Below are 22,891 nucleotides of genomic sequence, written 5' to 3' on the forward strand. Positions count from 1 at the left end.
GCCGGGGGAGGAGGCGTCCTCGGCATAGGACGGAACCACGCCGCGCGAGGGGGTGGGTTCGAAGGGGATCCAGCCAAGTCCCTGGAAGTACAGCTCCGGCCAGGCATGGGCGTCACGGGCATCGACCTCAAACTCCGGCAGGGCGCCCTGGCCTCCGATCGAGACCGTCGCTCCGGTGGGGCGGCCCGGGGCGTAGCCGACGGCAATGCGGCTGGGGATCCCTTCCAGCCGGGCCATCACGGCCATGGCCGAGGCGAAGTGGATGCAGTATCCGCTCTTCTGGGCCAGGAAGTCCGCCAGCACCGACAGTCCGTTGCCGTCATAGCCCCCCTGCACCGGTGACTGCAGCGAGTAGCTGAAATTTGCGGAGCGCAGGTACCGCTGGATGGCCAGGGCCCGGGCGTAGGGAGTGGCGCTGCCCGCGGTCACGGCCTCCGCGGTCGTGCGGACGATCTCCGGTACGTTGTCCGGCGGCCGGATGAACTGGTCCGGGACGCCCTGCACCGGCCCGGTGGCCCGGGCCAGCAGGTCCGGGGTGAGCTGCGGGGCCACCGAGAGCACCACGTACTGCTGGTCATGGGAGTTGGTGTCGACCCCCTTGATGCTCAGCGTGGCCGGGTCCCAGCTCCAGCGGCCGGTGAGACCGTTGACCGCCTCCGGGGCGTAGGGCACCGGGAGATAGGGGCTGGTGAACTGGCCGGTGTTGACCGCGGTGACCACCCGGACTTCCGTGGCGGCGGACTCGACGCCCGATTCCATCCGGCCCGTGCCCAGCCGGCGGGTCTCGTTGCGGTCCTCCGGGGCCCAGTTGTCGCCGTTGAAACTGTCCACGGTCACGGAGCGCAGGTACGGGGTGGTGGCGGCGTTGGTGGCGAAGGTGATCCGGCCGTCGCCGGTGGGGCTGCGCAGGCTGTTGCCCAGGCTGATCATCGGGTTGAGCCCCGTGGCCGGGCCGAAGGGGTTCAGCCGCGAGCCCTGCGGGAAGACGCCCTGGTCAAATCCCGGGATGGCCAGCTGGAGCAACAGGGTCACGGTCAGGGCCGCCGCCCCGGTCAGGGCGCCACGGCGGAACTGGCCAGGGTTGCGCGCGGTGTCCGCTCCGGTCCGTGAGTCGGGTGCGAACCAGTGGCTGCAGCCGAGGATCATGAGATAGCCCGCGGTGGCCGCCGCGAAACCCAGCACGCCGGCACTCTGCGGTTTGATCATGGCTGGAACTATGAGGATGGCGAGGATCCCGAGGCCGCTCGTCGCCGGCAGGGCCAGCGGATAGGCCAGGGCATCGATCAGGATCACCAGCAGCCCAAGGACGGCGCAGGCCAGCAGGACGATGCCGGCATTGGGGGCCACCGGGGCGCTTTCGGCCAGGACAGTCTCACTGGCACGGCGCAGGTACCGGCCCAGCTGCGCCATGGTCGCGCCGGAGGGAATAAAGCCCAGGATGCTCTGCGGGCGGAAGAAGGTGAAGGCCAGGATCAGGGCCAGAGCTGCCAGCGCCCCGGCAGTCACGAAAACGCTGCGCCACCGGAGCGCGCGGAGCGCTGCCAGGGTGAAGGCCACCGTGAGGACCGTGGAGAGGACGGGGGAGTACCACGCCCATCCCCGCAGCACTCCGTTGAGGCCCAGCGCTGCACCGGCGACGGCGAGTGCCACCGCCAGGGCCATCAGCCACGGCTGCGCCCCGGCCTTCGTCCGGCCCTTCCGGCCCGCCCGGAGGGAATCCGGGTCATGGCCGGCGGAGCCGGCACCCGCGGCCGGCCCGGACTGGCCGGAGCGGGCACCGGCGCTGCGCTGGGGTGTCAGAGTCATCGCCGCGTCCCCGTTCCGCGCCGCACGTCGGCTGGGGCTGCCAGCGGCGCGGTCCCGCCCTCATCGAAGGCCGCCCACGCGGCGCTCAGCGGTGTTGACAGGGAAACTGCCACGGCCCGCCAGCCGCCAAGCCGGAGGGCCTCGAGCGCATCGTCGGATTCCCGGGCCCGCTCCGTGATGACCAGGGCGAAGGCGTTGGCTGCAAAACCGGCCGCCGGGGCCAGCGACCGGGCCTCGGCCGGCGTGAGGCTGCCGAGGATCGCCAGCACGGGTCCCCGCAACCGGTGGGCGGACAGCCTGTCCAGGAGCCGGTCATCGAAAGGCTGCGGGCCAGTCTCACCGCCCGCGGGGCGGCGGCCCGGGGGCCGCGGCAAAACCGGTTCCTTCGGGTCCCTGCGGCTGTGGTGGGACCCGGTGAGCTGGATCGCCGCCAGGCTCTCGGCGACGGACTGCAGCCCGGCCGCGCCGACGTACTCCTCGGCCTCCGGTTCAGGGGCCGACGGTGAATGCCGGAACGCGGGCTCGCCGGCGGCGTCGAGGAAACGCAGCGCGTAGTTGCGCTCGGCGAGGTGCGCGCCGATGGACATTGCGGCCGTCACGGCCCACTCGAAGGCCTCGCTGGTCAGGGGCTCGTGCCCGTCCGGGCCGGGGGTGCCGCGGGTGAAGGCGGAGAACCGCTGGTCCAGGATGATGGTCGCCTCCGGCGTGGTGACGGACTCCTCCTGGCGGACCATCAGCTCCCCGTGCCGGGCCGTCGCCGCCCAGTGCACGCGGCGCATCGGGTCGCCGTGCCGGTATTCCCGGGTCATGACGTCGTCGTCGCTCGGGTTGGCCCGGATGCGCGTGGCGGTGACGCCGTCGTGCCCCCGGGCACCGGCCAGCCCGGTGACGGGGAGCTCAAGCGCGGCGGGCGTTACGGTGAGGATGTCGCCGTCGTCGATGGCATGGCGGTGCAGGGACAACCCGAACGGGTCGCTGAACTCGGCGGTGACCGGACCGATCAGGAACTGGCCGCGCTTGCTGGAGCGCAAATGGTATTCGTACCGGCTGGTCCCGCCGGCGGACGAGCGCGCCGGGAACCGGAACACCGGGGATTCGCCGAAGCGCGCGGGCAGGCGTTCCTCCATCAGCGCATGGCCGGAGCCGATTCCGGTCCGGGCGACGGCCAGCCGGACCGTCGTCGTCGCCGTCGTTTCGACGCTGCCGGGGCTGAACTCCCGGTAGACCCGGAAATTCGGCTTCAGGACGCGGGTTCCGGCCAGCGAGAGCAGCGGCAGGACAAGCAGCAGGATGGCCAGCGCCAACAGGTCCCGGCGTCCCATCACCTGGGCCGCCAGCAGGAAGACCGCTCCCGCGCCCAGCAGCCCCCAGCCGCGGCTGGTGAAGATCTGGGTCGGGAACCGGGCAATCAGCGCCATGGCCGAGCCACCTCTAGCGGCGGTTCGGCAGGGTGGCAGCCGGAGCGGCCGCCGCGCCGGCAGCCTGGCCACGGGCGCCACGGGCGCCACGGGCCTCACGGCCGTCACGGACGCCCGACGCGGACGCCGCCGCCATTTCCGGGCTGACCGGGATTTTCGCCAGGATGGCACGAACCACGCTCTGGGCGGTCTCGCCCATGCTCGCGGCCTTGCGGTCCAGGATGATCCGGTGCGCCAGGACGGATTCGGCCACGCTGGCGACGTCATCCGGCAGCACAAAGTCCCGGCCCTCCAGGGCCGCGGTGGCTTTGGCCGCACGCAGCAGCTGCAGCATGGACCGGGGACTGGCCCCGAGCCGCAGCATCCCGCTCTCCCGCGTCGCCCGCCCCAGGGACACGGTGTATTCCTTGATCGACTGGGACACGTACACCTGCCGCACGGTGGCGATCATGGCGGCGACCTCGCCGGCGGTGACGACGGCGGTGACCCTGGTCAGCGGCGACGTCGACTGGTGTGTTTCCAGCATCTCCATCTCGGCGTCCTTGTCCGGGTAGCCCATGGAGATCCGGGCCATAAAACGGTCCCGCTGCGCCTCCGGGAGCGGGTACGTCCCCTCCATTTCGATCGGGTTCTGCGTGGCCACCACCATGAAGGGCTCGTCGAGCTTGTAGGACTTGCCGTCCACGGTGACCTGGTGTTCCTCCATGCATTCCAGCAGGGCTGACTGCGTCTTGGCCGAGGCGCGGTTGATTTCGTCCCCGATGACGATGTTGGCGAACACCGCCCCGGGCCGGAACTCAAAAGACCTCGACGCCTGGTTGTAGATGGACACGCCGGTGACATCCGAGGGGAGCAAATCAGGGGTGAACTGGATGCGGCTCACCGAACAGTCGATGGTCCGGGCCAGGGTCTTCGCCAGCAGGGTCTTGCCGACACCCGGGACGTCCTCAAGCAGGAGATGGCCCTGCGCCAAAAGCACCGTCAGGGCCAGCTTGGCCGCTTCCGCTTTGCCGTCAATCACGGTGTTAATGGCTTCCAGGATGCGCTCGCTGGCGGAGCGGAACTCCTCCGCATCCATGGCCGCGGGCGGCTGGGCAGGGCGCCGCGCAGCCGGGAGCCCGGACGCGGCGGAGTCCTCCCGGCGGCCCTCGCCTTCCGGGAGAGCTTCGTCTAGGGAGATGCGGTGGTAGTCCATCGGTAGCCTCTCAGCCCTGGTGGGTTCCCGACCTTCCGTTGTCCTGCAGCCGGTGTTTATATCAGAGTACTAACACAACTGCCGGGCCTGACAGAGAGTTCCCGCGGAAATCTGGGCCGCGGCGCGGGCCCGGAGATAGCGCGTCTGGGTTAACTCCCGGTACGGGCCGGGTTCATCCCGGCGGGGGACCGCCGTTAAGGTGGACAGATGATCAATCCCCGCACCCCCGTACCGTTCCGTGCGCCCGGCAGCGATGGCACCGGCCGGCAGGGATACCCGCCGGCCCCGGAACCTCTTCCCGTGCCGGTTATGGACAACCACACCCATCTCGATTTCCCGAGCGCCGACCTGAAAGTCAGCATCGCTGACGCCCTTGACGCTGCCGCCGCCGTCGGCGTCCAGGGTGCCGTGCAGGTCGGTTGCGATCTCGAATCGTCCAGGTTCACCGTGCAGGCGGTGGAGCTGGATCCGCGGCTGCTGGGCGCCGTCGCCCTGCACCCCAATGACGCGCCGGAATACGCCGCCCGCGGTGAACTGGAGGATGCCCTGGCCGAAATCGAGGCCCTCGCCGCGCACCCGCGGATCCGGGCCATCGGCGAGACCGGCCTGGATTTCTTCCGCACCGAGGGTGAGGGGCTGGCCCATCAGCGCTATTCCTTCCGGCGCCACATTGATATCGCCAAACGCCTCGGGCTGACACTGCAGATCCATGACCGCGACGCCCACGACGACGTCGTCCAGGTGCTGCGTGAGGAAGGCGCCCCCGAGCGGGTGGTCTTCCACTGCTTCTCCGGCGGGGATGAGCTGGCCCGGATCTGCAACCGGGAGGGCTGGTACATGTCCTTCGCCGGGACCCTGACCTTCAAAAACGCCGCCAACCTCCGGGCCGCCCTGGCCATCGCGGAGCCGGACCGGATCCTCGTCGAGACTGATGCCCCGTTCCTCACCCCGCACCCGCACCGGGGCCGTCCCAATGCGAGCTATATGGTGCCCTACACGGTCCGGGCGATGGCCGAATTGACTGGATGGGAGCTCTCGGAACTGTGTTCCCGGATTGCCGGAAATACCGTGCGGGCATACGGATCCTGGGACTGATGTGACGAAAACTGGGCCCGCTGGATAGATACCGCGTATGCACAATTTGTTGGCTGCTTTATAACGCTCCGGTTACAGTGGACAACTATTAGCCGGGGTCGGGGAAGGCCTTCGGATAATTTCACTCCTGCAGGGCGCGCATCGTGGCCAACGAACCATGGGCGCGCTCTCGTTTGTGAGTGTGGCAGTGCACACAGCTGCCGCGGACATCATGCACCCTGGGGGTGCCGCCCCAGGGCTGTCGGCGGCGGGTGAATCTGTGCGCTTTTCCCCGTGCCCGGATGGTCCAAGAGATACGGGCAATCGTGGTCAAGTTCTTTACATCGGATGGCAAGGTCAGCGTCGTCAAAGTCGGCACGCAGTTCGTCGTGCTCGTGGCACTCGTGCTGGGGCTCGTCGCCTTCGTCGGCAATAACAAGACAGTCACCCTCAACGTGGACGGCAAAGTGAGTTCGGTCCAGACCTTCGGCGGTACCGTCGGCCAGGTCGTCAAGGGCGCCAACCTTGAACTCCAGTCCTCGGACAGGGTCACGCCCGCTGCGGACTCCCATGTACAGGACGGCTCCGTCATCAACGTCAACCTCGCCAAGGCCGTCAAGGTCAGCCTGGACGGCGCGGAGAAGACCATCAACACCACCTCGCCCACCGTCGAAGGCCTCGTGACGGAACTCGGCGTCGCCAGTTCCTCCGAGCTGTCCGTCCCCAAGGACGCGCAGCTCGCGGTCTCCGGTTCCTTCGTTTCGATCTCCACGCCGAAGAGCGTGAGCATCGTCGCTGACGGCAAGGCCGACAAAACCACGACGACGGCCGCCAGCGTCTCCCAGCTTCTCGCCGACGCCGGTATCTCGCTGGGCGCCAGCGACCGCCTCTCGCAGCCCGGCAACGCGCCGGTCGTCAACGACATGGTGATCAAGGTCTCGCGGGTGGATGCCAGCCAGACGGCCGAGGCGACCGAAGCCGTTGCCTTCGATACCCTCACCACCGAGGACGCCGGGATGGCCAAGGGTGAGAAGAAGGTGACCCAGCCAGGCGTGGCCGGCACCCTCAACAAGAGCTTCAAGCTGGTCCTCGTCGACGGCCGCGAAGCCTCCCGCACGCTGGTGTCCCAGTCCGTGAGCACGCAGCCGGTCACCGAAAAGGTCACCGTCGGCACCAAGCCCAAGCCCGTTGCCGAGGCCGCCGGCACCAATACCGGGGCCGCAGCCCCGTCGATGATGAACGAAGCCATGTGGAACAAGATCGCGCAGTGCGAGTCCACCGGCAACTGGTCCGTCAACAGCGGCAACGGCTACTACGGCGGACTGCAGTTCGACATCCGGACCTGGCTCGGAGCCGGCGGCGGCGCGTACGCCCCGAACGCCAGCCTGGCCACCAAGGCCCAGCAGATCGACATCGCCAACCGCATCTACGCGCAGCGCGGCCTGCAGCCCTGGGGCTGCGGCTGGGCAGCCACAAGCTAGGGCGGGCCACGCCGGAGCCAGGGCTCCGGCCAAGGGTCGACTGCAGGCTCCGGCCAGCGGACAAATGAATACAGGGTATCCGCAGCGGCTGACCACAGCGGCGGACCCCCGGCACAGGCCGGGTCCGGTTTCTCGGACCCGGCCTTCGCCATGCCCGGGCCAGCCGGCGGGATAGGATACCTAGGTGACTGAACCGACCCCCTCCGCGCCTGGCAGTACGCCGGTTCCTGCCCCCGGCACTGCGCCCGCGCCCCTGATGGGCGCCTCGGACATCCGCAGGCTGGCCGAGGAAATCGGCATCCGTCCCACCAAGTCCCTAGGGCAGAACTTCGTCATCGACGGCAACACCATCCGCAGGATCGTCGCCGCTGCGGGCATCCACGCGGACGAGACGGTCCTGGAAGTGGGCCCCGGGCTGGGATCCCTCACCCTGGGGCTGCTGGACGCCGCCCGCTCGGTCGTCGCCGTCGAGATCGACCCGGTCCTGGCGGGCAAGCTTCCGGCCACCGTCGCCGAGTGGCGGCCGGACGCCGTCGGGGATTTCCACCTCGTCCTCGCCGACGCGATGCGGGTCACCGACCTCCCGGTGGAGCCGACCGCGCTCGTGGCGAATCTTCCGTACAACGTTGCCGTCCCGGTGGTCCTGCACCTGCTGCAACACTTCCCGAGTCTGCGCCACGGCCTGGTCATGGTCCAGGACGAGGTGGCCGACAGGCTTGCCGCCGGGCCGGGGTCCAAGACCTACGGCGTGCCGTCGGTCAAAGCGGCCTGGTACAGCAGCATGCGCAAAGCCGGGGTGATCGGCATGAATGTCTTCTGGCCCGCGCCCAAGATCCACTCCGGCTTGGTGGCGTTCACCCGGCGGGAACCGCCCGTCACCACGGCCACCCGGGAACAGGTATTCGCCGTGATCGATGCCGCCTTCGCCCAGCGCCGCAAGACACTGCGCGCGGCGCTGGCCGGCTGGGCCGGCAGCGCAGCGGAGGCCGAACGCTGCCTGCGTGCCGCCGGCGTCGACCCCACCGCCCGCGGTGAAGTGATCGACATTTCGGCGTTTTCCAGGATCGCGGAAGCACGCGAGCGGCCGCTCCCGTCCCCGGCGGCGGCCCCGGACGGTCAAGCCTGACCGGGGCTGTGCTTGGACCCTGACCATGGCATGCCATAGCGTGGAGCCATGAACGCAGTGAGAGGGCGCTTTGCCGCGAGGACTGTCCGGGTCAAGGCTCCCGGCAAAGTAAACGTCTCACTGGATGTCGGGCCCCTGCGGCCTGACGGCTACCACTCGGTGGCCAGTGTCTACCTCGCGGTCTCCCTCTACGAGGAAGTCGCGGCCACCAGCACCGACACCGGGGAAATCACGGTCAGCCTCAGCGCGGCGAGCACCCTCGACTTCGACGGCGTCGACATCCCCCTGGATGAGCGCAATCTGGCCTACAAGGCCGCCGCGATCATGGCCGACGTCTCCGAGCACTCCACCGGGGTCCATCTTGAAATCACGAAGCGGGTGCCCGTCGCCGGAGGGATGGGCGGCGGCTCGGCGGATGCTGCCGCCACGCTTCTTGCCTGCGACGCGCTGTGGAACAGCGGACTGTCGCGCGACGAACTCGCCCACCTGGCCGCGGAACTTGGCGCGGACGTGCCGTTCTCCCTGCTCGGCGGAACGGCTGTCGGGCTCGGCCTGGGCGACGAGCTCTCGCCTGCCCTCGTCAAGGCCCAGACCGACTGGGTCCTGGTGGCCGCGGACTTCGGCCTGCCCACCCCGGAGGTCTACCGGACCCTGGACCGGCTGCGCGCAGCCGAAGGCGCCGTGGTTGAGGAGCCCGCCGCGGTGGACCCGATGATCCTCCAGGCCCTGCGCGGCGGCGACGCCGATGCCCTGAGCCGGGTGCTGGTCAACGATCTCCAGCGCGCCTCGATTGAGCTGGCGCCCAGCCTCCGGGACACCCTCGGGCTCGGTGAATCCCTGGGTGCCATCGCCGGAATCGTCTCCGGCTCCGGACCCACGGTCGCGCTGCTGTCCCACAGCCCGGCGGCGGCCGAGGGACTGGCCGAAGACCTCCGGCACCATGGTCTAGAGGCCATCGCGGTGCACGGCCCGGTTCACGGGGCGCGCATCATCTCCGATACGCTCCTTTAATAGGATTGACGTCATCCGCACGGCGTCTTTGGCTTGGGGCCGTTTCAGCCTGGCCAATTAGCTCGACATTATTTTTCTCTAGGAAAGCAGTTCCCAGTGGCACACCTGCTCGGCGGCGAGAACCTCACGGTTTCGTATGCAACCCGTACCGTCCTCGACGGCATTACCCTCGGCCTTGAAGAGGGCGACCGGATCGGCATGGTGGGCCGCAACGGTGACGGCAAGTCGACCCTCATGCGGCTGCTGGCAATGCGCGCCACCCCTGACTCCGGCCGGGTGACCAAGCGCAGCGAGGTCAACATCGGCTACCTGGACCAGAGCGACGTGCTCGACGGCGACCTCACCGTTGGTGCTGCGATCGTTGGCGACCAGGCCGACTATGAATGGGCCCGCAACCCCCAGATCCGCGAAGTCATGGGCGGCCTCGTGTCCGACGTCGACTGGCACGCCAACGTGCACGCGCTCTCCGGCGGGCAGAAGCGCCGCGTGGCGCTCGCCAAGCTGCTGATCGAGGACCACGACGTCATCATGCTCGACGAGCCCACCAACCACCTCGACGTCGAAGGCGTCGCATGGCTGTCCCGGCACCTGAAGACCCGCTGGCGGCCCAACCAGGGCGCCTTCCTCGTCGTCACCCACGACCGTTGGTTCCTGGACGAAGTCTGTACCAAGACCTGGGAAATCCACGACGGCATCATGGACCCGTTCGACGGCGGCTATGCCGCCTATGTGCTGGCCCGCGCCGAGCGTGACCGCTCCGCCTCCGTGGTGGAAAGCAAGCGCCAGCAGCTCGTGAAGAAGGAGCTCGCCTGGCTCCGGCGCGGTGCCCCGGCCCGCACGGCCAAGCCCAAATTCCGGATCGAGGCAGCCAACGAACTCATCGCCGACGTCCCCGAGCCGCGTGACTCGATGGCGCTGAGCAAGATGGCAACGGCCCGGCTCGGCAAGGACGTCCTGGACCTGGAGAACGTCTCCCTCGACTTCCTGGGCGGCGAACCCGGACAGCAGCTCTTCGACAACATCACCCTGCGGCTTGCCCCGGGTGAACGGCTGGGCCTCGTGGGCGTCAACGGCGCCGGCAAAACCACCCTGCTGAAGCTGCTCAACGGCGAAATCCAGCCCACCTCCGGGACGGTGAAGCGCGGCAAGACGGTCGTCACTGCGGTCCTGACCCAGGAGGTCAAGGAGCTCGACGACGTCTCGGACCTGCGCGTCATCGAAGTGATCGAGCGCGAGAAGCGCTCGTTCAACGTCGGCGGCAAGGAATTCACCGCCGGCCAGCTAGTGGAGCAGCTCGGCTTCACCAACGAGAAGCAATGGACCCCGGTCAAGGACCTCTCCGGTGGCGAACGGCGCCGGTTGCAGCTCCTGCGCCTGCTCGTCGGGGAGCCGAACGTGCTGATGCTTGACGAACCGACCAACGATCTTGACACCGACACCCTGGCCGCCGTCGAGGATGTGCTGGACGGCTGGCCGGGCACCCTCGTCGTCGTCAGCCACGACCGCTACCTGCTGGAGCGCGTCACGGACCACCAGATGGCGCTCCTGGGCGACGGCAAAATCCGTGCCCTGCCGCGAGGCGTAGACCAGTACCTGGAACTGCGCGAAGCGGCGCTGGCCGGCTCCACGATCACCGGCGGCGGCAACCCCGTCATCGCCGCCAGCGGCAGCTCCGCCCCCACAACCGGACCCTCGGAAGCCGAGAAGCGGGACGCCCGCAAGGCCAAGAACCGGATCGACCGGCAGCTGGGCAAGCTCAAGCAGCAGGAAGACAAGATCCACGCCCAGATGACCGCCGCGGCCGCCGACGCCTCGGCCGCCGGCAAGCTCGGCGAGCTGAACAAGAAGCTCAAGGACCTCTCGGTGGAACGCGAAGCCCTCGAACTCGAATGGCTCGGAGCCCTCGAAGTCCTCGGCGAATAGCTGTCCGGACCCGGGGGACATGCCCAGTGTGCAGCGGCACGGCTGGACATGTCCCTCGGTCGACTCATAGCCCTCTGGACATGCCCTCTGGTCGACTCGGAGCCCTCTGGACATGCCCTCTGGTCGACTCGGAGCCCTCTGGACATGCCCTCTGGTCGACTCGGAGCCCTCTGGACATGTCCCTTGGTGCTGGCCACGGTTGGACATGGTGGTGTTCTGTCCATTCCTGGGGCCCGGGGGAGGGCATGTCCCGCGGGGCGCTCGGAGCCCTCTGGACATGTCCCTTGGTGCAGGCCACGGTTGGACATGGTGGTGTTATGTCCATTCCTGGGGCCCAGGGGAGGGCATGTCCCGCGGGGCGCTAGTCGTCGCTGCGGATTTCGGGGTCCTTTTGGAGTCCGGTGAGGCCGTTCCAGGCGAGGTTGACGAGGTGCGCGGCTACTTCGCGTTTGTCCGGGGTGCGGCTGTCCTGCCACCACTGGCCCGTCATCGCCACCATTCCCACCAGCATCTGCGCGTACATGGCGCCGTCGGCCGAGGTGAAGCCGCGGCGGGCGAACTCGTCGGCGAGGATGTACTCCACGCGTGCCGCGACGTGCGAGAGCAAGGTGGAGAAGGCTCCTTCGGGCTGCGTTGGCGGCGCATCGCGCATGAGGATCCGGAAGCCTTCGGCGCGGTCCTCGATGTAGCTCAGCAGCGCCAGGGCGGCTCGCTCGACCAGAACGCGCGGCTTGGCCTCCTCGGACAGTGCGTCGTTGATGGAGCTCAGCAGAATCCGGAACTCGAATTCAACGACCTGCGTGTACAGGCCCTCCTTCGAACCGAAGTGCTCATAAATCACCGGTTTGGACACGCCTGCCGCGGCGGCGATCTCTTCGATCGTGGTCCCGTCCAGCCCGCGGAGCGCGAAGAGTCCCCGGCCGATGCCGATCAGCTGGCTGCGTCGCTGGGGCCCCGTCATCCGGATCCGGGGTACGTAGTCAGGGGACCGGACGGGCCTGCCGCTGCGGCGTTCCGCCCCTCCGGATACCCCTGTGCTGTTGCTCACAGGTCCATCATGCCCCAGATCACCCACCGGGAGGGGTGCAGCCGCGCACCGTCCGTGGGTCAGCCCCCGGCGGCTACGCAGTATGGCAGAATTGACTCTCGTGCCACAGGCTCACCGCCTTGGCATGGTCCGCCCTGGTGTAATGGCAGCACCCCGGCCTTTGGAGCCGTGGAGTATAGGTTCGAGTCCTATGGGCGGAACTGCCGCGCGTCGAGGGGCCGGAAAACGGCACCAGGCGGGCGCGGCTTGGTGTGGGTCCAGTAGGATGAATCTGGCGCCCCGACCGGACTCGTGTCCGGCCAAACCGCGCGGATCCGGCAACGGAGGTGCATCACCAGGCCTCAGCCGCCGGCCACCCAGATCCACCGAGCAGCGGCATGAGCTAAGCCACTGAGCAAGGAGAGCCCGTACGTGAGCCCCGAGAAGTCCGGCCCAGCCGCCGTAATCGTCCTAGCTGCAGGTGCCGGTACCCGGATGAAATCCCGTACCCCTAAAATCCTCCACGAGATCGGCGGCCGGTCCCTCGTCGGCCACGCCCTCCATGCAGCCCGCACCATCCGGCCGCAGGAGCTGGCCCTCGTCGTCCGTCATGAACGCGACCTCGTGGCTGCCCACATCAACGCCGTCGACCCGGCCGCCCTGGTCGTGGACCAGGACGAGGTTCCCGGCACCGGCCGGGCCGTGGAAGCTGCCCTCCAGGCCCTGGATGCGCGCGGGCCGCTCAACGGTACCGTCGTCGTCACCTACGGTGACGTCCCCCTGCTCACCGGCCAGCTGCTCGCCGAACTCGTCGCGAGCCACGAGGCCGGGCACAACGCCATCACCGTCCTTACCGCCGTCCTGGACGACGCCACCGGCTACGGCCGCATCCTCCGGGCCGCGGACGGATCCGTCACCGGAATCCGGGAGCACAAGGACGCCACGGACGCCGAACGCGGCATCCGGGAGGTCAACTCAGGCATTTACGCCTTCGACGCCGCAGTGCTCCGCGACTCGCTGGCCCACGTCACGACCGACAACGCCCAGGGCGAGAAGTACCTCACCGACGTACTCGGCCTGGCCCGTGCCGCCGGCGGCCGCGTCGCCGCCGTCGTCACGGAAGACCGCTGGCAGGTTGAAGGCGCCAACGACCGGGTCCAGCTTTCGGCGCTCGGCGCCGAACTCAACCGGCGGACCGTTGAAGCCTGGATGCGGGCCGGCGTCACCGTCGTGGACCCGGCCACCACCTGGATCGACGCCACCGTGACCCTCGACGAGGACGTGCGGCTGCTGCCGAACATCCAGCTGCACGGCGCCACCACGGTGGCGCGGGACGCCGTCGTCGGCCCCGACACGACCCTCACCGACGTCCACGTGGGGGAGGGCGCCAGGGTGGTCCGCACCCACGGTTCCGGCGCCACGATCGGTGCCAAGGCCAGCGTCGGGCCGTTCACCTACCTGCGTCCCGGCACGGTCCTCGGTGAGACCGGCAAGATCGGTGCCTTCTACGAGACCAAGAACGTCATCATCGGCCGGGGATCCAAGCTCTCCCACCTCGGCTACGCGGGCGACGCCGAGATCGGCGAGGACACCAACATCGGCTGCGGAAACATCACCGCGAACTACGACGGTGAGAAGAAGCACCGCACGGTCATCGGTTCCGGCGTGCGCACCGGCTCCAACACCGTCTTCGTGGCACCCGTCCAGGTCGGTGACGGCGCCTACAGCGGCGCCGGCGCCGTGATCCGCAGCGACGTGCCCCCCGGCGCCCTGGTCCTGTCCCTGGCCAAGCAGCAGAACTCCGAAGGCTGGGTCCTCGCGAACCGCCCGGGCTCGATTTCCGCGTCCCTGGCCGAGGCCGCCGGCGCCACCACAACTTCCTCCAGTACTCCGGCATCTACAGAAGAGGGCTAGCAAAAATGAGCGAAATTACGGCACGCGGCGAGAAGAAGCTGGTGCTTGCCGCTGGGCGCGCGCATCCTGAGCTGGCGAGGGAAATCGCCAAGGAGCTCGGAACTGAGCTGCTGCCCCTGGACGCCTATGACTTCGCCAACGGCGAGATCTACGTCCGGGCCGGGGAGAGTGTGCGGGGCACCGACGCCTTCGTCATCCAGGCGCACCCCGCACCCCTGAACAACTGGTTGATGGAACAGCTCATCATGATCGATTCGCTCAAGCGGGCCTCCGCCCAGCGGATCACCGTGGTGTCGCCTTTCTACCCCTACGCCCGGCAGGACAAGAAGGGCCGCGGCCGCGAGCCCATCTCCGCGCGCCTGATCGCCGATCTGTACAAGACCGCCGGCGCCGACCGCATCATGAGCGTTGACCTGCACACCTCGCAGATCCAGGGCTTTTTCGACGGTCCCGTGGACCACCTCATGGCCATCCCGCTGCTGGCGGACTACATCCGCACCCGCGTCGCGGCAGACAACATCACAGTGGTCTCCCCGGACACCGGCCGTGTCCGGGTCGCCGAGCAGTGGGCCGAGCGCCTCGGCGGCGCGCCGCTGGCCTTCGTGCACAAGAGCCGCGACATGACCGTTCCGAACCAGGCCATCTCCAAGACGGTCGTCGGCCAGGTCGAGGGCCGCACCTGCGTCCTGATCGATGACATGATTGACACCGGCGGAACCATTTCCGGCGCCGTCCAGGTGCTCAAGAACGCCGGCGCCAAGGATGTCATCATCGCCGCCACGCACGCCGTCTTCTCCGACCCCGCGGCCCAGCGGCTCTCGGAGTCCGGCGCCCGCGAGGTCGTCGTCACGAACACCCTGCCGATTGAGGCCAGCAAGCGCTTCCCGCAGCTCACCGTGCTGTCCATCGCACCGCTGATCGCGCGCGCCATCCGCGAAGTGTTCGACGACGGCTCCGTCACCAGCCTGTTCGACGGCATCGCCTGACCCCCCCGGTTGAGCCTGCTCAACCGACCCCCAGTGCGGGGCCGTTTATAGGAATTCGGCCCCGCACTGGTAGCCTTGAACCGAACCTTGGCGAGGGAGAGCGCCGGTAACCCGTATTTTGCGGCTAACCGGACTGCTGGTCTCCGTTATCGACTGGGTCTGAATCTCCCTTCGGAAGGGCGGCCGCACGGCCACCCGGCGTTGAAGGTCGCAAACAGACCTCCGCCCTTGCTGATCACCGCTAGTCCACTAGGAGATATCCATGTCTGAGCAGAAGCTCGCAGCAGAAGTACGCACCGAATTCGGCAAGGGCTTCGCCCGCCGCGCCCGCATGGAGGGCCTGATCCCGGCCGTTATCTACGGCCACGGCGCCGAGCCGATCCACATCACCCTGCCGTCGAAGTCCACCACCCTGGCTGTCCGCCGCGCCAACGCGCTGCTGACCCTGGACATCAACGGCGAACAGCACCTCGCCCTGGTCAAGGACATCCAGCGCGACCCGATCAAGCAGATCATCGAGCACCTCGACCTCCTGACCGTCCGCACCGGCGAAAAGGTCACCGTGGACGTTCCCGTGCACCTGACCGGCGAGCTGGCACCGGGCAACGTGTTCAACCAGGAAATGACCACCGTCTCGCTCGAGGCTGAGGCAACCCACCTGCCGACCGCCATCGAGGTCAGCATCGAGGGCCGCACCGCCGGTGAGCACATCCACGCCGCCGACCTGGTTCTGCCGAAGGGCTCCGTCCTGCTGGCCGACGCCGAGGCCCTGGTTGTTCACATCTCCGAGGCCACCGAGGTCTCCGAGGAAGAAGCATCCGCCGACACGACTGAAGGTTCCTCGGTCGCAGCCGCCGAGTAGTTCCGGCGATTTTCCGGCGGCCGGGTCCCAATGGGACCCGGCCGCCGTCGTTTGCACAGCGTGCCCATCCTGGCCGCCCGGCCCGCACTGCCCCACAAAAGGACTGACCCATGACTGACACCTGGCTGATCGTAGGCCTCGGCAACCCGGGAGCGGAGTACGCCCACAACCGGCACAACGTCGGACAGATGGTCCTCGATGAACTCGCCGCGCGGATCGGGAGCGGCTTCAAGTCCCACAAGTCCCGCGCCCAGGTCCTGGAGGGCCGGCTGGGCATCGGCGGACCGCGGGTCGTGCTGGCCAAGCCGCTGAGCTACATGAACGTTTCCGGCGGCCCGGTCTCGGCTCTGGCCAGGTTCTATGATATCGACCCCGGCCACGTGGTCGCCGTACACGACGAAATCGACATCCCCTTTAATACGGTAAAACTGAAGCTCGGCGGCGGCGAAGGGGGCCACAACGGGCTCCGGGATATCTCCAGGGCCATCGCCACCAAGGACTACCTGCGGGTGCGGGTCGGCGTGGGCCGCCCCCCGGGCCGGATGGACACCGCCGACTATGTGCTGAAGGACTTTTCCGGCTCCGAAAAGAAGGAACTGCCGTTCCTGATCGATACCGCGGCCGACGCCGTGGAAGCTTTGGTCCGCGACGGCCTGCTTGCGGCCCAGCAGCAGTTCCACCCCGCGAAAGCACCCTAGGCCGGACGCGGGCGGCACCTCCGCCGCGTAACGCATCGCCGCCAGCCCTTGAATTGCTTCCAAGCGTCCAGAAATGCCGATATGATCGCTCTACTCTCATGTCGGGGGATAGGGGATACGCTACTTCTAAGCGGACGGTCTCGGTTTTGCTGTCCGCCAAGCGGTACGAAGGAAACTAGATGTCGAGGGAATCGCTGGGCTGGGGAAATGTTTCCACTACATTGGCACCCGCCGAAGAAGACGCTTCAACCGGTCCGCTGGACCGGCACCGGTGGACCGGGCTCGCGCGTAATGCCGACGCCGACCGGGTCCGCACCGCCCTGCTCGCGGAGGACCGCATGGGCGTGGTCATTACCGGCGACCGCGGCGTGGGCAAAACCCAGGTAGGACGCACCGCTATCGCGGGCTTCGGACCCGATGTCTACACTCTCCAGCTGCGCACCTCCGGACCGGGCTCCGCGACGCCCTACGGGTGTCTGGCCTTCACACTCGCCCGTCTGCCCCAGAGCTCCCTCGGATCGCCGACGGCCATCCTGCACGGCATCACCTCCCTGATCCGGGACGACGCCGCCGGACGCAAATGCGTCATCCTGCTGGACAACGCCGGAAACCTGGACGAACTGAGCACAGGCGTCCTGCTCAACCTGCTCCAGACCCGCACCGCGCGGCTCGTCGCCACGGCCCAGCGCACGACGGACCTGCCGCCGGACTTCTACTGGCTCATCACCTCCGGGCAGCTGGCCGAGGTCCGGCTCGCCAACCTCACGGAGGTCGAAACCCTCGAGGTGCTCAAGGCGGCGCTCGGGCACCGGGTTTCCAGCGCGCTGGCGAGCCAGTTGCACCAGCTGGTCGGCGGCAGCCCGACCCTGCTGCAGGCCGTGGTCTCGGAGCAGATCGAGCGGGGCAACCTCGTCCTGTCCGGATCCGTCTGGACACTGGTGGATGAAGTGGTCCTCGACGGACGCACGGCGCTGGAGGACATCGTCCGCGCCCGCTATGCCCGGGAATCCCCCGTGGCCCGTGAGCTCATCGAAGTGTTGTCCTGCGCCCGGACCCTGCCCCTGGCCCGGCTGGCGCGGATGTACAGTCCCGGGATTATCGCGGACATGGAAGACGCCGGCCAGATTGTGGTTGACCGGACGGACCGGCACCGTGTGTCACTCGGGGACCGCTACCTGGGCGACATCGTCCGCAACTGGCTCAGCGTGGAGCGCAGGCTTGAGCTGCGGGACAAGGTGCCGGGGCACCAGCAGGACGAGCTGAATGAGCTGACCGTGGAGGACCTGCTGGCCTACGCCGCCTGGACCCACGACTGCGACGCGCCGCTAGCCCCCGCCCACGCCGTGGCCGCTGCCGCCGCCGCCGTCAAACTCTTTGACCCGAAGTTTGCCCTCAAATGCGCCGGCAGCCTGAGCCCGGAGGAACCGGAATGGACCGAGGGGCAGCTGCAGAAGTCCGCCGCCTACCTCCAGCTGGGGCTGCCGCGGCAGGCCATGGCTGCCCTGGACGACGTCTCTGAAGCCCAGCTCAGCACCCTCGGAGCGGAGGCGTACGCGGAACTGATTGCCGCAAAAGCGGACTGCATGGGGTGGCTCGAGGACCGGACCGGGAAGGTCCCCGAGCTGATCCGGCAGGCCCGGCTGCGGCTCCACGAACTCGGTGAGATCCAGCAGGCGGCGTCAACGCAGGAGCTGACCCGGGCCGGCCTGTGCCTGGACCTCTGCGAATTCAACTATCTCTCCTTTGTTGGAGACTACAAGCCCATGATGGACCGGCTTACCGCGGCGGCCTCCCCGGATGTGGAGGACGTCCACCCGGTCCACCGGCTCAGGTCCGGGATCATCCTGATGGAAGCCCTCTGCATGACGGGCCAGGAAATCGAAGCCCGCAAGCTGATGCGCGACATCGGCGGGCAGCTGGGGGAATGGTCCAACGTTCCGCGGATCCGCGAGAACTACGCCTGGCGGTCCTTTAATGTGCTGCTGCTGTCCGGACAATGGCGCCAGAGCATCGACATGCTCAAGGACGCCAGTGGCCGGGCGGGCCACGGGCTGCATTCCGGCAGCGCGCCCACTGATCTGGCAGTGGGACTCGCCTATGTCTACGCGGGCCGCGGCTACATGGCCCTCGACCCGCTCCTGGCCGCGATCGCACAGCTGGAAGTCCGGGCGAGCCTGCATTCGTTGCGGCAGGCCTACGCGGCCACGGCCTTCGCCTACGCCCAGACAGGCAATTCCGTGCAGGCCACCGTCTATCTGGACCGGGCCCGGTCAGCCGACGGCCCCGCCCGCTTTGCGGTCCGCAGCTCCGCGGACTTCTGCCTGGACATGGCCTCGCGCTGGCTTGGGGACCCGGAAGCGAAGGACCGGCTGGTCCGCTCGGCCGAGGAACACTACCGGGCAGGCCGCTACACCCTGGCCGGGATCTGCATGCTGGGCGCGACGGTCAACGGCACCACCAAGGACTTCCAGTTTATGGAGGAGCTCGCGGCGTTGCGGCAGGGTCCGCTTGCGGAGCTGTCCCGGACCGTTGCCGTAGGCAGCCGGAAGAAGGACGCCGCCATCATGCTCGAAGCCGCAGCCCAGGCCGCGGCCATGGAACTCGACGCAGTGCAGGCCAGATGCGCCGCCCTCGCCTTCGACTTCGCCAAGGCCGCGGGCCTGAGCGGGAAAGCCAGCGCCGCGCACGCCATCCTGGAGGGCCTTGCGCACTCCGTTCCGGCGCTGCCGATCATGCCCCGGAACAAGGGGCCGCTGCTCACAGACCGGGAGCGGCAGATAGCCACCCTCGCAGGGAACGGCGTTTCGAACAAGGACATAGCACTGGCAATCGGCATCTCCGTCAGAACAGTGGAAGGCCACCTGTACCAGGTGTTCACCAAGCTCGGAGTTTCTTCGCGAAGTGATCTGCTTGGACTTATCTAGGAACCGCACAGCCGCCACCGACGCGACAGAAGAACCCAAAGACGCCCTGATCGGGCGGACTGAGGACCTGCGGTCGGCGGTGGAGGCCATCCAAGGGAGCACCCACGTCGCGGCCCTGTTGCTCGGGGACAGCGGGATCGGCAAGTCCGCGCTGCTGGAAGCCGTGGTGGACGAGCTGCAGGCAGCGGTGACGCCCGTCCGCATCCACGGCAGCCCTTCGCTGGCGAACGTTCCGTACGGCGTACTGGGCCCCTTCATCGTCGGACTGCCCGTTCAGGATGCCACCTCACAGCTGGCGGTCCTCAGGACCTTCTGGTCCAAGCTGGAGGAAGAGCGCCAAGCATCTGGAAAGCCCCTGCTGCTGATCGTCGATGACGGCCACGACCTTGATGAGTCGACGGCCGGGATCCTTGTGGAACTGGCCGCCGCGGGCTGGGCCAAACTCCTTGTAGCCGCTGCTACCCGACCGGGCCTGCCGGAGCCGCTGCTGCAATTGTGGTTTGAAGGCATTGCGGAACGGATCGACCTCCGTCCACTGAGCCAGCAGCAGACGAACGGCATACTGGAACGCACGCTGGGATCCCGGATACTTCCGAACACCGCCGAAGTCCTCTGGGAAGCTTCCGAAGGCAACCCGCTGCTGCTCAGCGGGCTGATTGATGACGCGAAGAGTGATGGTTCCCTGTTGCAACGCAACGGGGTGTGGCTGCTAACGCGTCCGCTCAACAGCCACGGGGACCGCCTGACCGACGTCGTGCGCCGGCAGTTGCTCCGGCGCTCGCCGGAAGAACGCCAGGCCCTGAACCTGATTGCCCTGGCCGAACCGGTGTCCCGCGAGCTCATTGAGTCGACCGTGGGCGAGGTCCCGGTGGCGGCTCTCATCGAACACGAGCTGATCCGCGTCACGCCGGCACCACACCCTCAACTGCGGCTGTGGCACACGATCTATGCCGACACGCTCCGCAACCTGATTTCGCCGGCGCGCAGCCTCCAGCTCCGCCAGAGCCTCCTGAGGCTCATGGACAGTGAGCCGACGTCGGCAGAAGGCCTGCTGCGCCAAGTGAGCTGGTCGTTGGAATGCGGAGCAGAAGTGGATGACCGGCAGCTGCTGCGCGCAGCCGTCCTGGCCAGCCGGCTCTTCGAGGACGAGCTGGCACGCAAGGCCGCCGCACTGGTCAAGGACCCGGAACTGCAGGTGGCGGCACGGGCCGTGACGGCACGGACCTACTTCAACACCTCGGACTACGCGGCCGCCCGGGATATCCTGGAGGCCGACTTCGCCAAGGGACACAGTGTGGCTGTGCTCCTCACCGGTACCCTGATGTGGGCCGCGGTGCTGGCCGCTCTCGGCCACACGCCGGCCGAGATCATGGACCGCGCCCGGGCCCTCCTGACGGCCGGGGAGCGGCTGGCCAGCGAAAATCCGGACGATGCCGAGGGAATCCTCGGCGCCACCAGGGAACGCTACGCCACCATGCAGGCCATGGTATCCGCGCTGGCAGGCGAGTACCCGGAGGCTGCCGGCACGGGGACCGAACCGGAGGCCGGCCCGCAAAGCCCGCCCGCCAACTCCCTGGAGGCCGCATTCAGGCTGGCCCTGGAATCGGAGCAGCTCCTGGTGCAGGGCAAAGCGGCCCAGGCGTTCGCGGCGGCGTCCAAGGCCCTGGAAACGGCAGGCTCCGGACACGACGAACTGTACGTCCTGACGGAGTTCCTCGTGGCCCGGGCAGCAGCGGCCGTGATCCACGGCGGCGACTGGGACGCAGCCGCAACCCTCCTGGCCGAAGCAGCCGCCGGCCAGGGACCGAACCTCATCTCGTTCGGCGGGGGAGTCCACGCCGCGCACGGCATCATCCTGCTGTACCAGGGCAAGGCCGCCCAGGCCGTCAACACCCTCAGTGCGGCCCTGGAATCACTGCGCCTCGCGGATCCCCAGCAGCTCTTTGCCCTGACCGCCTCGATGGCCTTCGCCGCGGCCGCCGAAGTCGGCGCCAAAGACAGGGCCGCAGCATTCCTCGGCGACTACGAGGCAGCGCCACGGGCCGTGTCACGCTACCTGCGCATCCTCTCGCACATGGCAGTCACGTACGGAAAAGCCCGGCTTGGCAACTACCCGGGTGCCGTCGACGAGCTCCGGACGCTGGGCCGGCCGCGTGGCGATGCTTCCACGGCCGGCCTGGAGTTCGATTCGCTTTCCTTCTGCCTCGCCCTGGGGGACCGGAACTCCGCTTCCCGGCTGCTTGAACTGCAGCCTGGTCTGGAGGGTCCACGGGCCGCCGCGATCTGTCGCTACGCTGCGGCGGTCAGCACCGATCTGGCCGCGGACTATCTGGACGCGGGCAAGAGCTGCGAAGATGCCGAGCTCTTGGGTTTCGCGGCCATGGCCTATGATGGCGCTGCGAACAGTTTCCGGGCGGCCGGCGACACCCTGCGGGAGCGCATGGCGATGTCCCAGCGGAAGCGGTGCCTGGACCGGGCAGACAGCGTCGATGGCCAGGAAGAGGTAACCGAGACGGACGCCCTCGGTTTGCTGACTCGGCGTGAGCGCGACATCGTGGCACTGGCGGTGCGGGGCCTCAGCGACCGCCAGATCGCCGCCGAACTGCAGGTGTCCATCCGGACGGTCGAGGGCCACTTGTACCGCAGTTACGCCAAGCTCAACGTCAAGGGCCGGGATCAGTTGCCGGGAGTGTCCCCCTCCTAGCCTCCGCCGCTTTTCCGCGCGTCCTGGCCCTTTTTCGCCCGCTGTGGCCCCTTTCCGCCCGCCGCGGCGCCCCGGCTGCCCGGGCGGCCGGAAGGAGCCACCCGCCCATGCCCGCACGGCGTGCGTAGCTCGCGGAGTCCGGCAAGTAGGCTCCAGGCCGGCCGGGTATGGGGACCGCGTAGCCGGACCGCGGAAGCGTCGGAGGCCGGCCGCCAGGGCAAGTACCTTCGATCGCGGTTCGTTCGGAACCCGCCACGAATTCGAGTACGCACTACCGGTGCGCCCTCGGCGTTCCGTTCGCTAGATTGTAGTCAGCACCAGGAACCACACGACAAAGGACTTTGAACGTGGAGCCATCAACGCAGATGCGGCCCAGGCCCTCCGATGAAGCTGCCAGGACCGACGGCGTGGGGAATGATGGTCCGCGCTGGTGCCATAGATACTAAACACTTTCCGAAATGGTCTCCCGAAATGGTTCCCGCCGAGTGCGTGAACCCCTTTGACGGAGCCGACGGCGTCGGAACCTTCTGAGACCGAGGTTCCTCCCCCCAGCCGCCGTCGGCTCCCTAAGTTTTCAGTGGCCCCCAGTCTTGGCTCGGCCGCCCGCAGGCCGGGCGGCCGTGCCAGGACTGTGTCGGCACCGAGCCGCAGAACCAGCCCACACGGCAGACCTCCAGAGCCTTCGTCCGCAGGGGCGCCCCCGGCAACGGCACGGCGGCACCCGCCACGCGGACGGGGTGTG

Annotated in this window: 15 protein-coding genes and 1 tRNA gene; 12 read left to right on the forward strand and 4 right to left on the reverse strand. The window is 68.2% G+C overall.

Annotation, left to right across the window (positions count from 1 at the left end):
- The 3 genes from BJQ90_RS19745 to BJQ90_RS19755 all read right to left on the reverse strand — a co-directional run.
- Positions 1-1,806: transglutaminaseTgpA domain-containing protein (locus BJQ90_RS19745; RefSeq protein WP_226761883.1), on the reverse strand; the 1,806-nt coding region annotated here is incomplete at its 3' end.
- Positions 1,803-3,224, reverse strand: coding sequence for a DUF58 domain-containing protein (locus BJQ90_RS19750; protein WP_226761884.1), 1,422 nt, complete (start codon positions 3,222-3,224; stop codon positions 1,803-1,805). The genes BJQ90_RS19745 and BJQ90_RS19750, both read right to left, overlap by 4 nt.
- A 13-nt stretch (positions 3,225-3,237) precedes the next feature.
- A complete protein-coding gene (locus BJQ90_RS19755; RefSeq protein WP_226761885.1) occupies positions 3,238-4,419 on the reverse strand; it encodes an AAA family ATPase in 1,182 nt (393 codons plus the stop codon).
- Between the two features lie 207 nt (positions 4,420-4,626).
- Between BJQ90_RS19755 and BJQ90_RS19760 the strand changes: the two genes are divergently transcribed.
- From BJQ90_RS19760 to BJQ90_RS19780, 5 genes are all read left to right on the forward strand, one after another.
- Positions 4,627-5,514 carry a TatD family hydrolase gene (locus tag BJQ90_RS19760; protein WP_226761886.1) on the forward strand — a complete coding sequence of 296 codons (888 nt, stop codon included), beginning with the start codon at positions 4,627-4,629 and terminating at the stop codon, positions 5,512-5,514.
- Between the two features lie 281 nt (positions 5,515-5,795).
- Positions 5,796-6,974 carry a resuscitation-promoting factor gene (locus tag BJQ90_RS19765; RefSeq protein ID WP_226761887.1) on the forward strand — a complete coding sequence of 393 codons (1,179 nt, stop codon included), beginning with the start codon at positions 5,796-5,798 and terminating at the stop codon, positions 6,972-6,974.
- 184 nt (positions 6,975-7,158) lie between these two features.
- Positions 7,159-8,100 carry a 16S rRNA (adenine(1518)-N(6)/adenine(1519)-N(6))-dimethyltransferase RsmA gene (gene rsmA, locus BJQ90_RS19770; protein ID WP_413463721.1) on the forward strand — a complete coding sequence of 314 codons (942 nt, stop codon included), beginning with the start codon at positions 7,159-7,161 and terminating at the stop codon, positions 8,098-8,100.
- 48 nt (positions 8,101-8,148) lie between these two features.
- Positions 8,149-9,111: a 4-(cytidine 5'-diphospho)-2-C-methyl-D-erythritol kinase gene (locus tag BJQ90_RS19775; protein ID WP_226761888.1), complete on the forward strand. Its 963-nt coding sequence runs from the start codon at positions 8,149-8,151 to the stop codon at positions 9,109-9,111.
- 96 nt (positions 9,112-9,207) lie between these two features.
- Positions 9,208-11,034 (forward strand): ABC-F family ATP-binding cassette domain-containing protein, encoded by a 1,827-nt coding sequence (locus BJQ90_RS19780; protein ID WP_226761889.1) that lies wholly within the window; start codon positions 9,208-9,210, stop codon positions 11,032-11,034.
- Between the two features lie 361 nt (positions 11,035-11,395).
- Here BJQ90_RS19780 and BJQ90_RS19785 read toward each other — a convergent pair whose 3' ends face one another.
- Positions 11,396-11,995 carry a TetR/AcrR family transcriptional regulator gene (locus BJQ90_RS19785; protein WP_226761936.1) on the reverse strand — a complete coding sequence of 200 codons (600 nt, stop codon included), beginning with the start codon at positions 11,993-11,995 and terminating at the stop codon, positions 11,396-11,398.
- A 215-nt stretch (positions 11,996-12,210) separates the two neighbouring features.
- Here BJQ90_RS19785 and BJQ90_RS19790 point away from each other — a divergent pair.
- From BJQ90_RS19790 to BJQ90_RS19820, 7 genes are all read left to right on the forward strand, one after another.
- Positions 12,211-12,282 (forward strand) — tRNA-Gln (locus BJQ90_RS19790).
- A 211-nt stretch (positions 12,283-12,493) separates the two neighbouring features.
- The gene (glmU, locus tag BJQ90_RS19795) at positions 12,494-13,975 is read left to right on the forward strand and encodes a bifunctional UDP-N-acetylglucosamine diphosphorylase/glucosamine-1-phosphate N-acetyltransferase GlmU (RefSeq protein WP_226761890.1); all 1,482 of its coding nucleotides are present in this window, start codon (positions 12,494-12,496) and stop codon (positions 13,973-13,975) included.
- Positions 13,976-13,980: 5 nt separating this feature from the next.
- Complete coding sequence (locus BJQ90_RS19800) at positions 13,981-14,961, forward strand: ribose-phosphate diphosphokinase (protein WP_226761891.1); 981 nt, start codon at positions 13,981-13,983, stop codon at positions 14,959-14,961.
- 262 nt (positions 14,962-15,223) lie between these two features.
- Positions 15,224-15,823: a 50S ribosomal protein L25/general stress protein Ctc gene (locus BJQ90_RS19805; RefSeq protein ID WP_226761892.1), complete on the forward strand. Its 600-nt coding sequence runs from the start codon at positions 15,224-15,226 to the stop codon at positions 15,821-15,823.
- Positions 15,824-15,933: 110 nt separating this feature from the next.
- The gene (gene pth / locus BJQ90_RS19810; protein ID WP_226761893.1) at positions 15,934-16,521 is read left to right on the forward strand and encodes an aminoacyl-tRNA hydrolase; all 588 of its coding nucleotides are present in this window, start codon (positions 15,934-15,936) and stop codon (positions 16,519-16,521) included.
- Between the two features lie 179 nt (positions 16,522-16,700).
- Positions 16,701-19,445 (forward strand): helix-turn-helix transcriptional regulator, encoded by a 2,745-nt coding sequence (locus tag BJQ90_RS19815; RefSeq protein WP_226761894.1) that lies wholly within the window; start codon positions 16,701-16,703, stop codon positions 19,443-19,445.
- Positions 19,432-22,149, forward strand: a complete 2,718-nt coding sequence (locus BJQ90_RS19820) for a helix-turn-helix transcriptional regulator (protein ID WP_226761895.1) — start codon at positions 19,432-19,434, stop codon at positions 22,147-22,149. Before BJQ90_RS19815 ends, BJQ90_RS19820 begins: the two co-directional genes overlap by 14 nt.
- The last annotated feature ends 742 nt before the right edge of the window (positions 22,150-22,891 follow it).

It is taken from the genome of Arthrobacter sp. SO3 (assembly GCF_020532825.1).
Classification (GTDB): Bacteria; Actinomycetota; Actinomycetes; order Actinomycetales; family Micrococcaceae; genus Arthrobacter.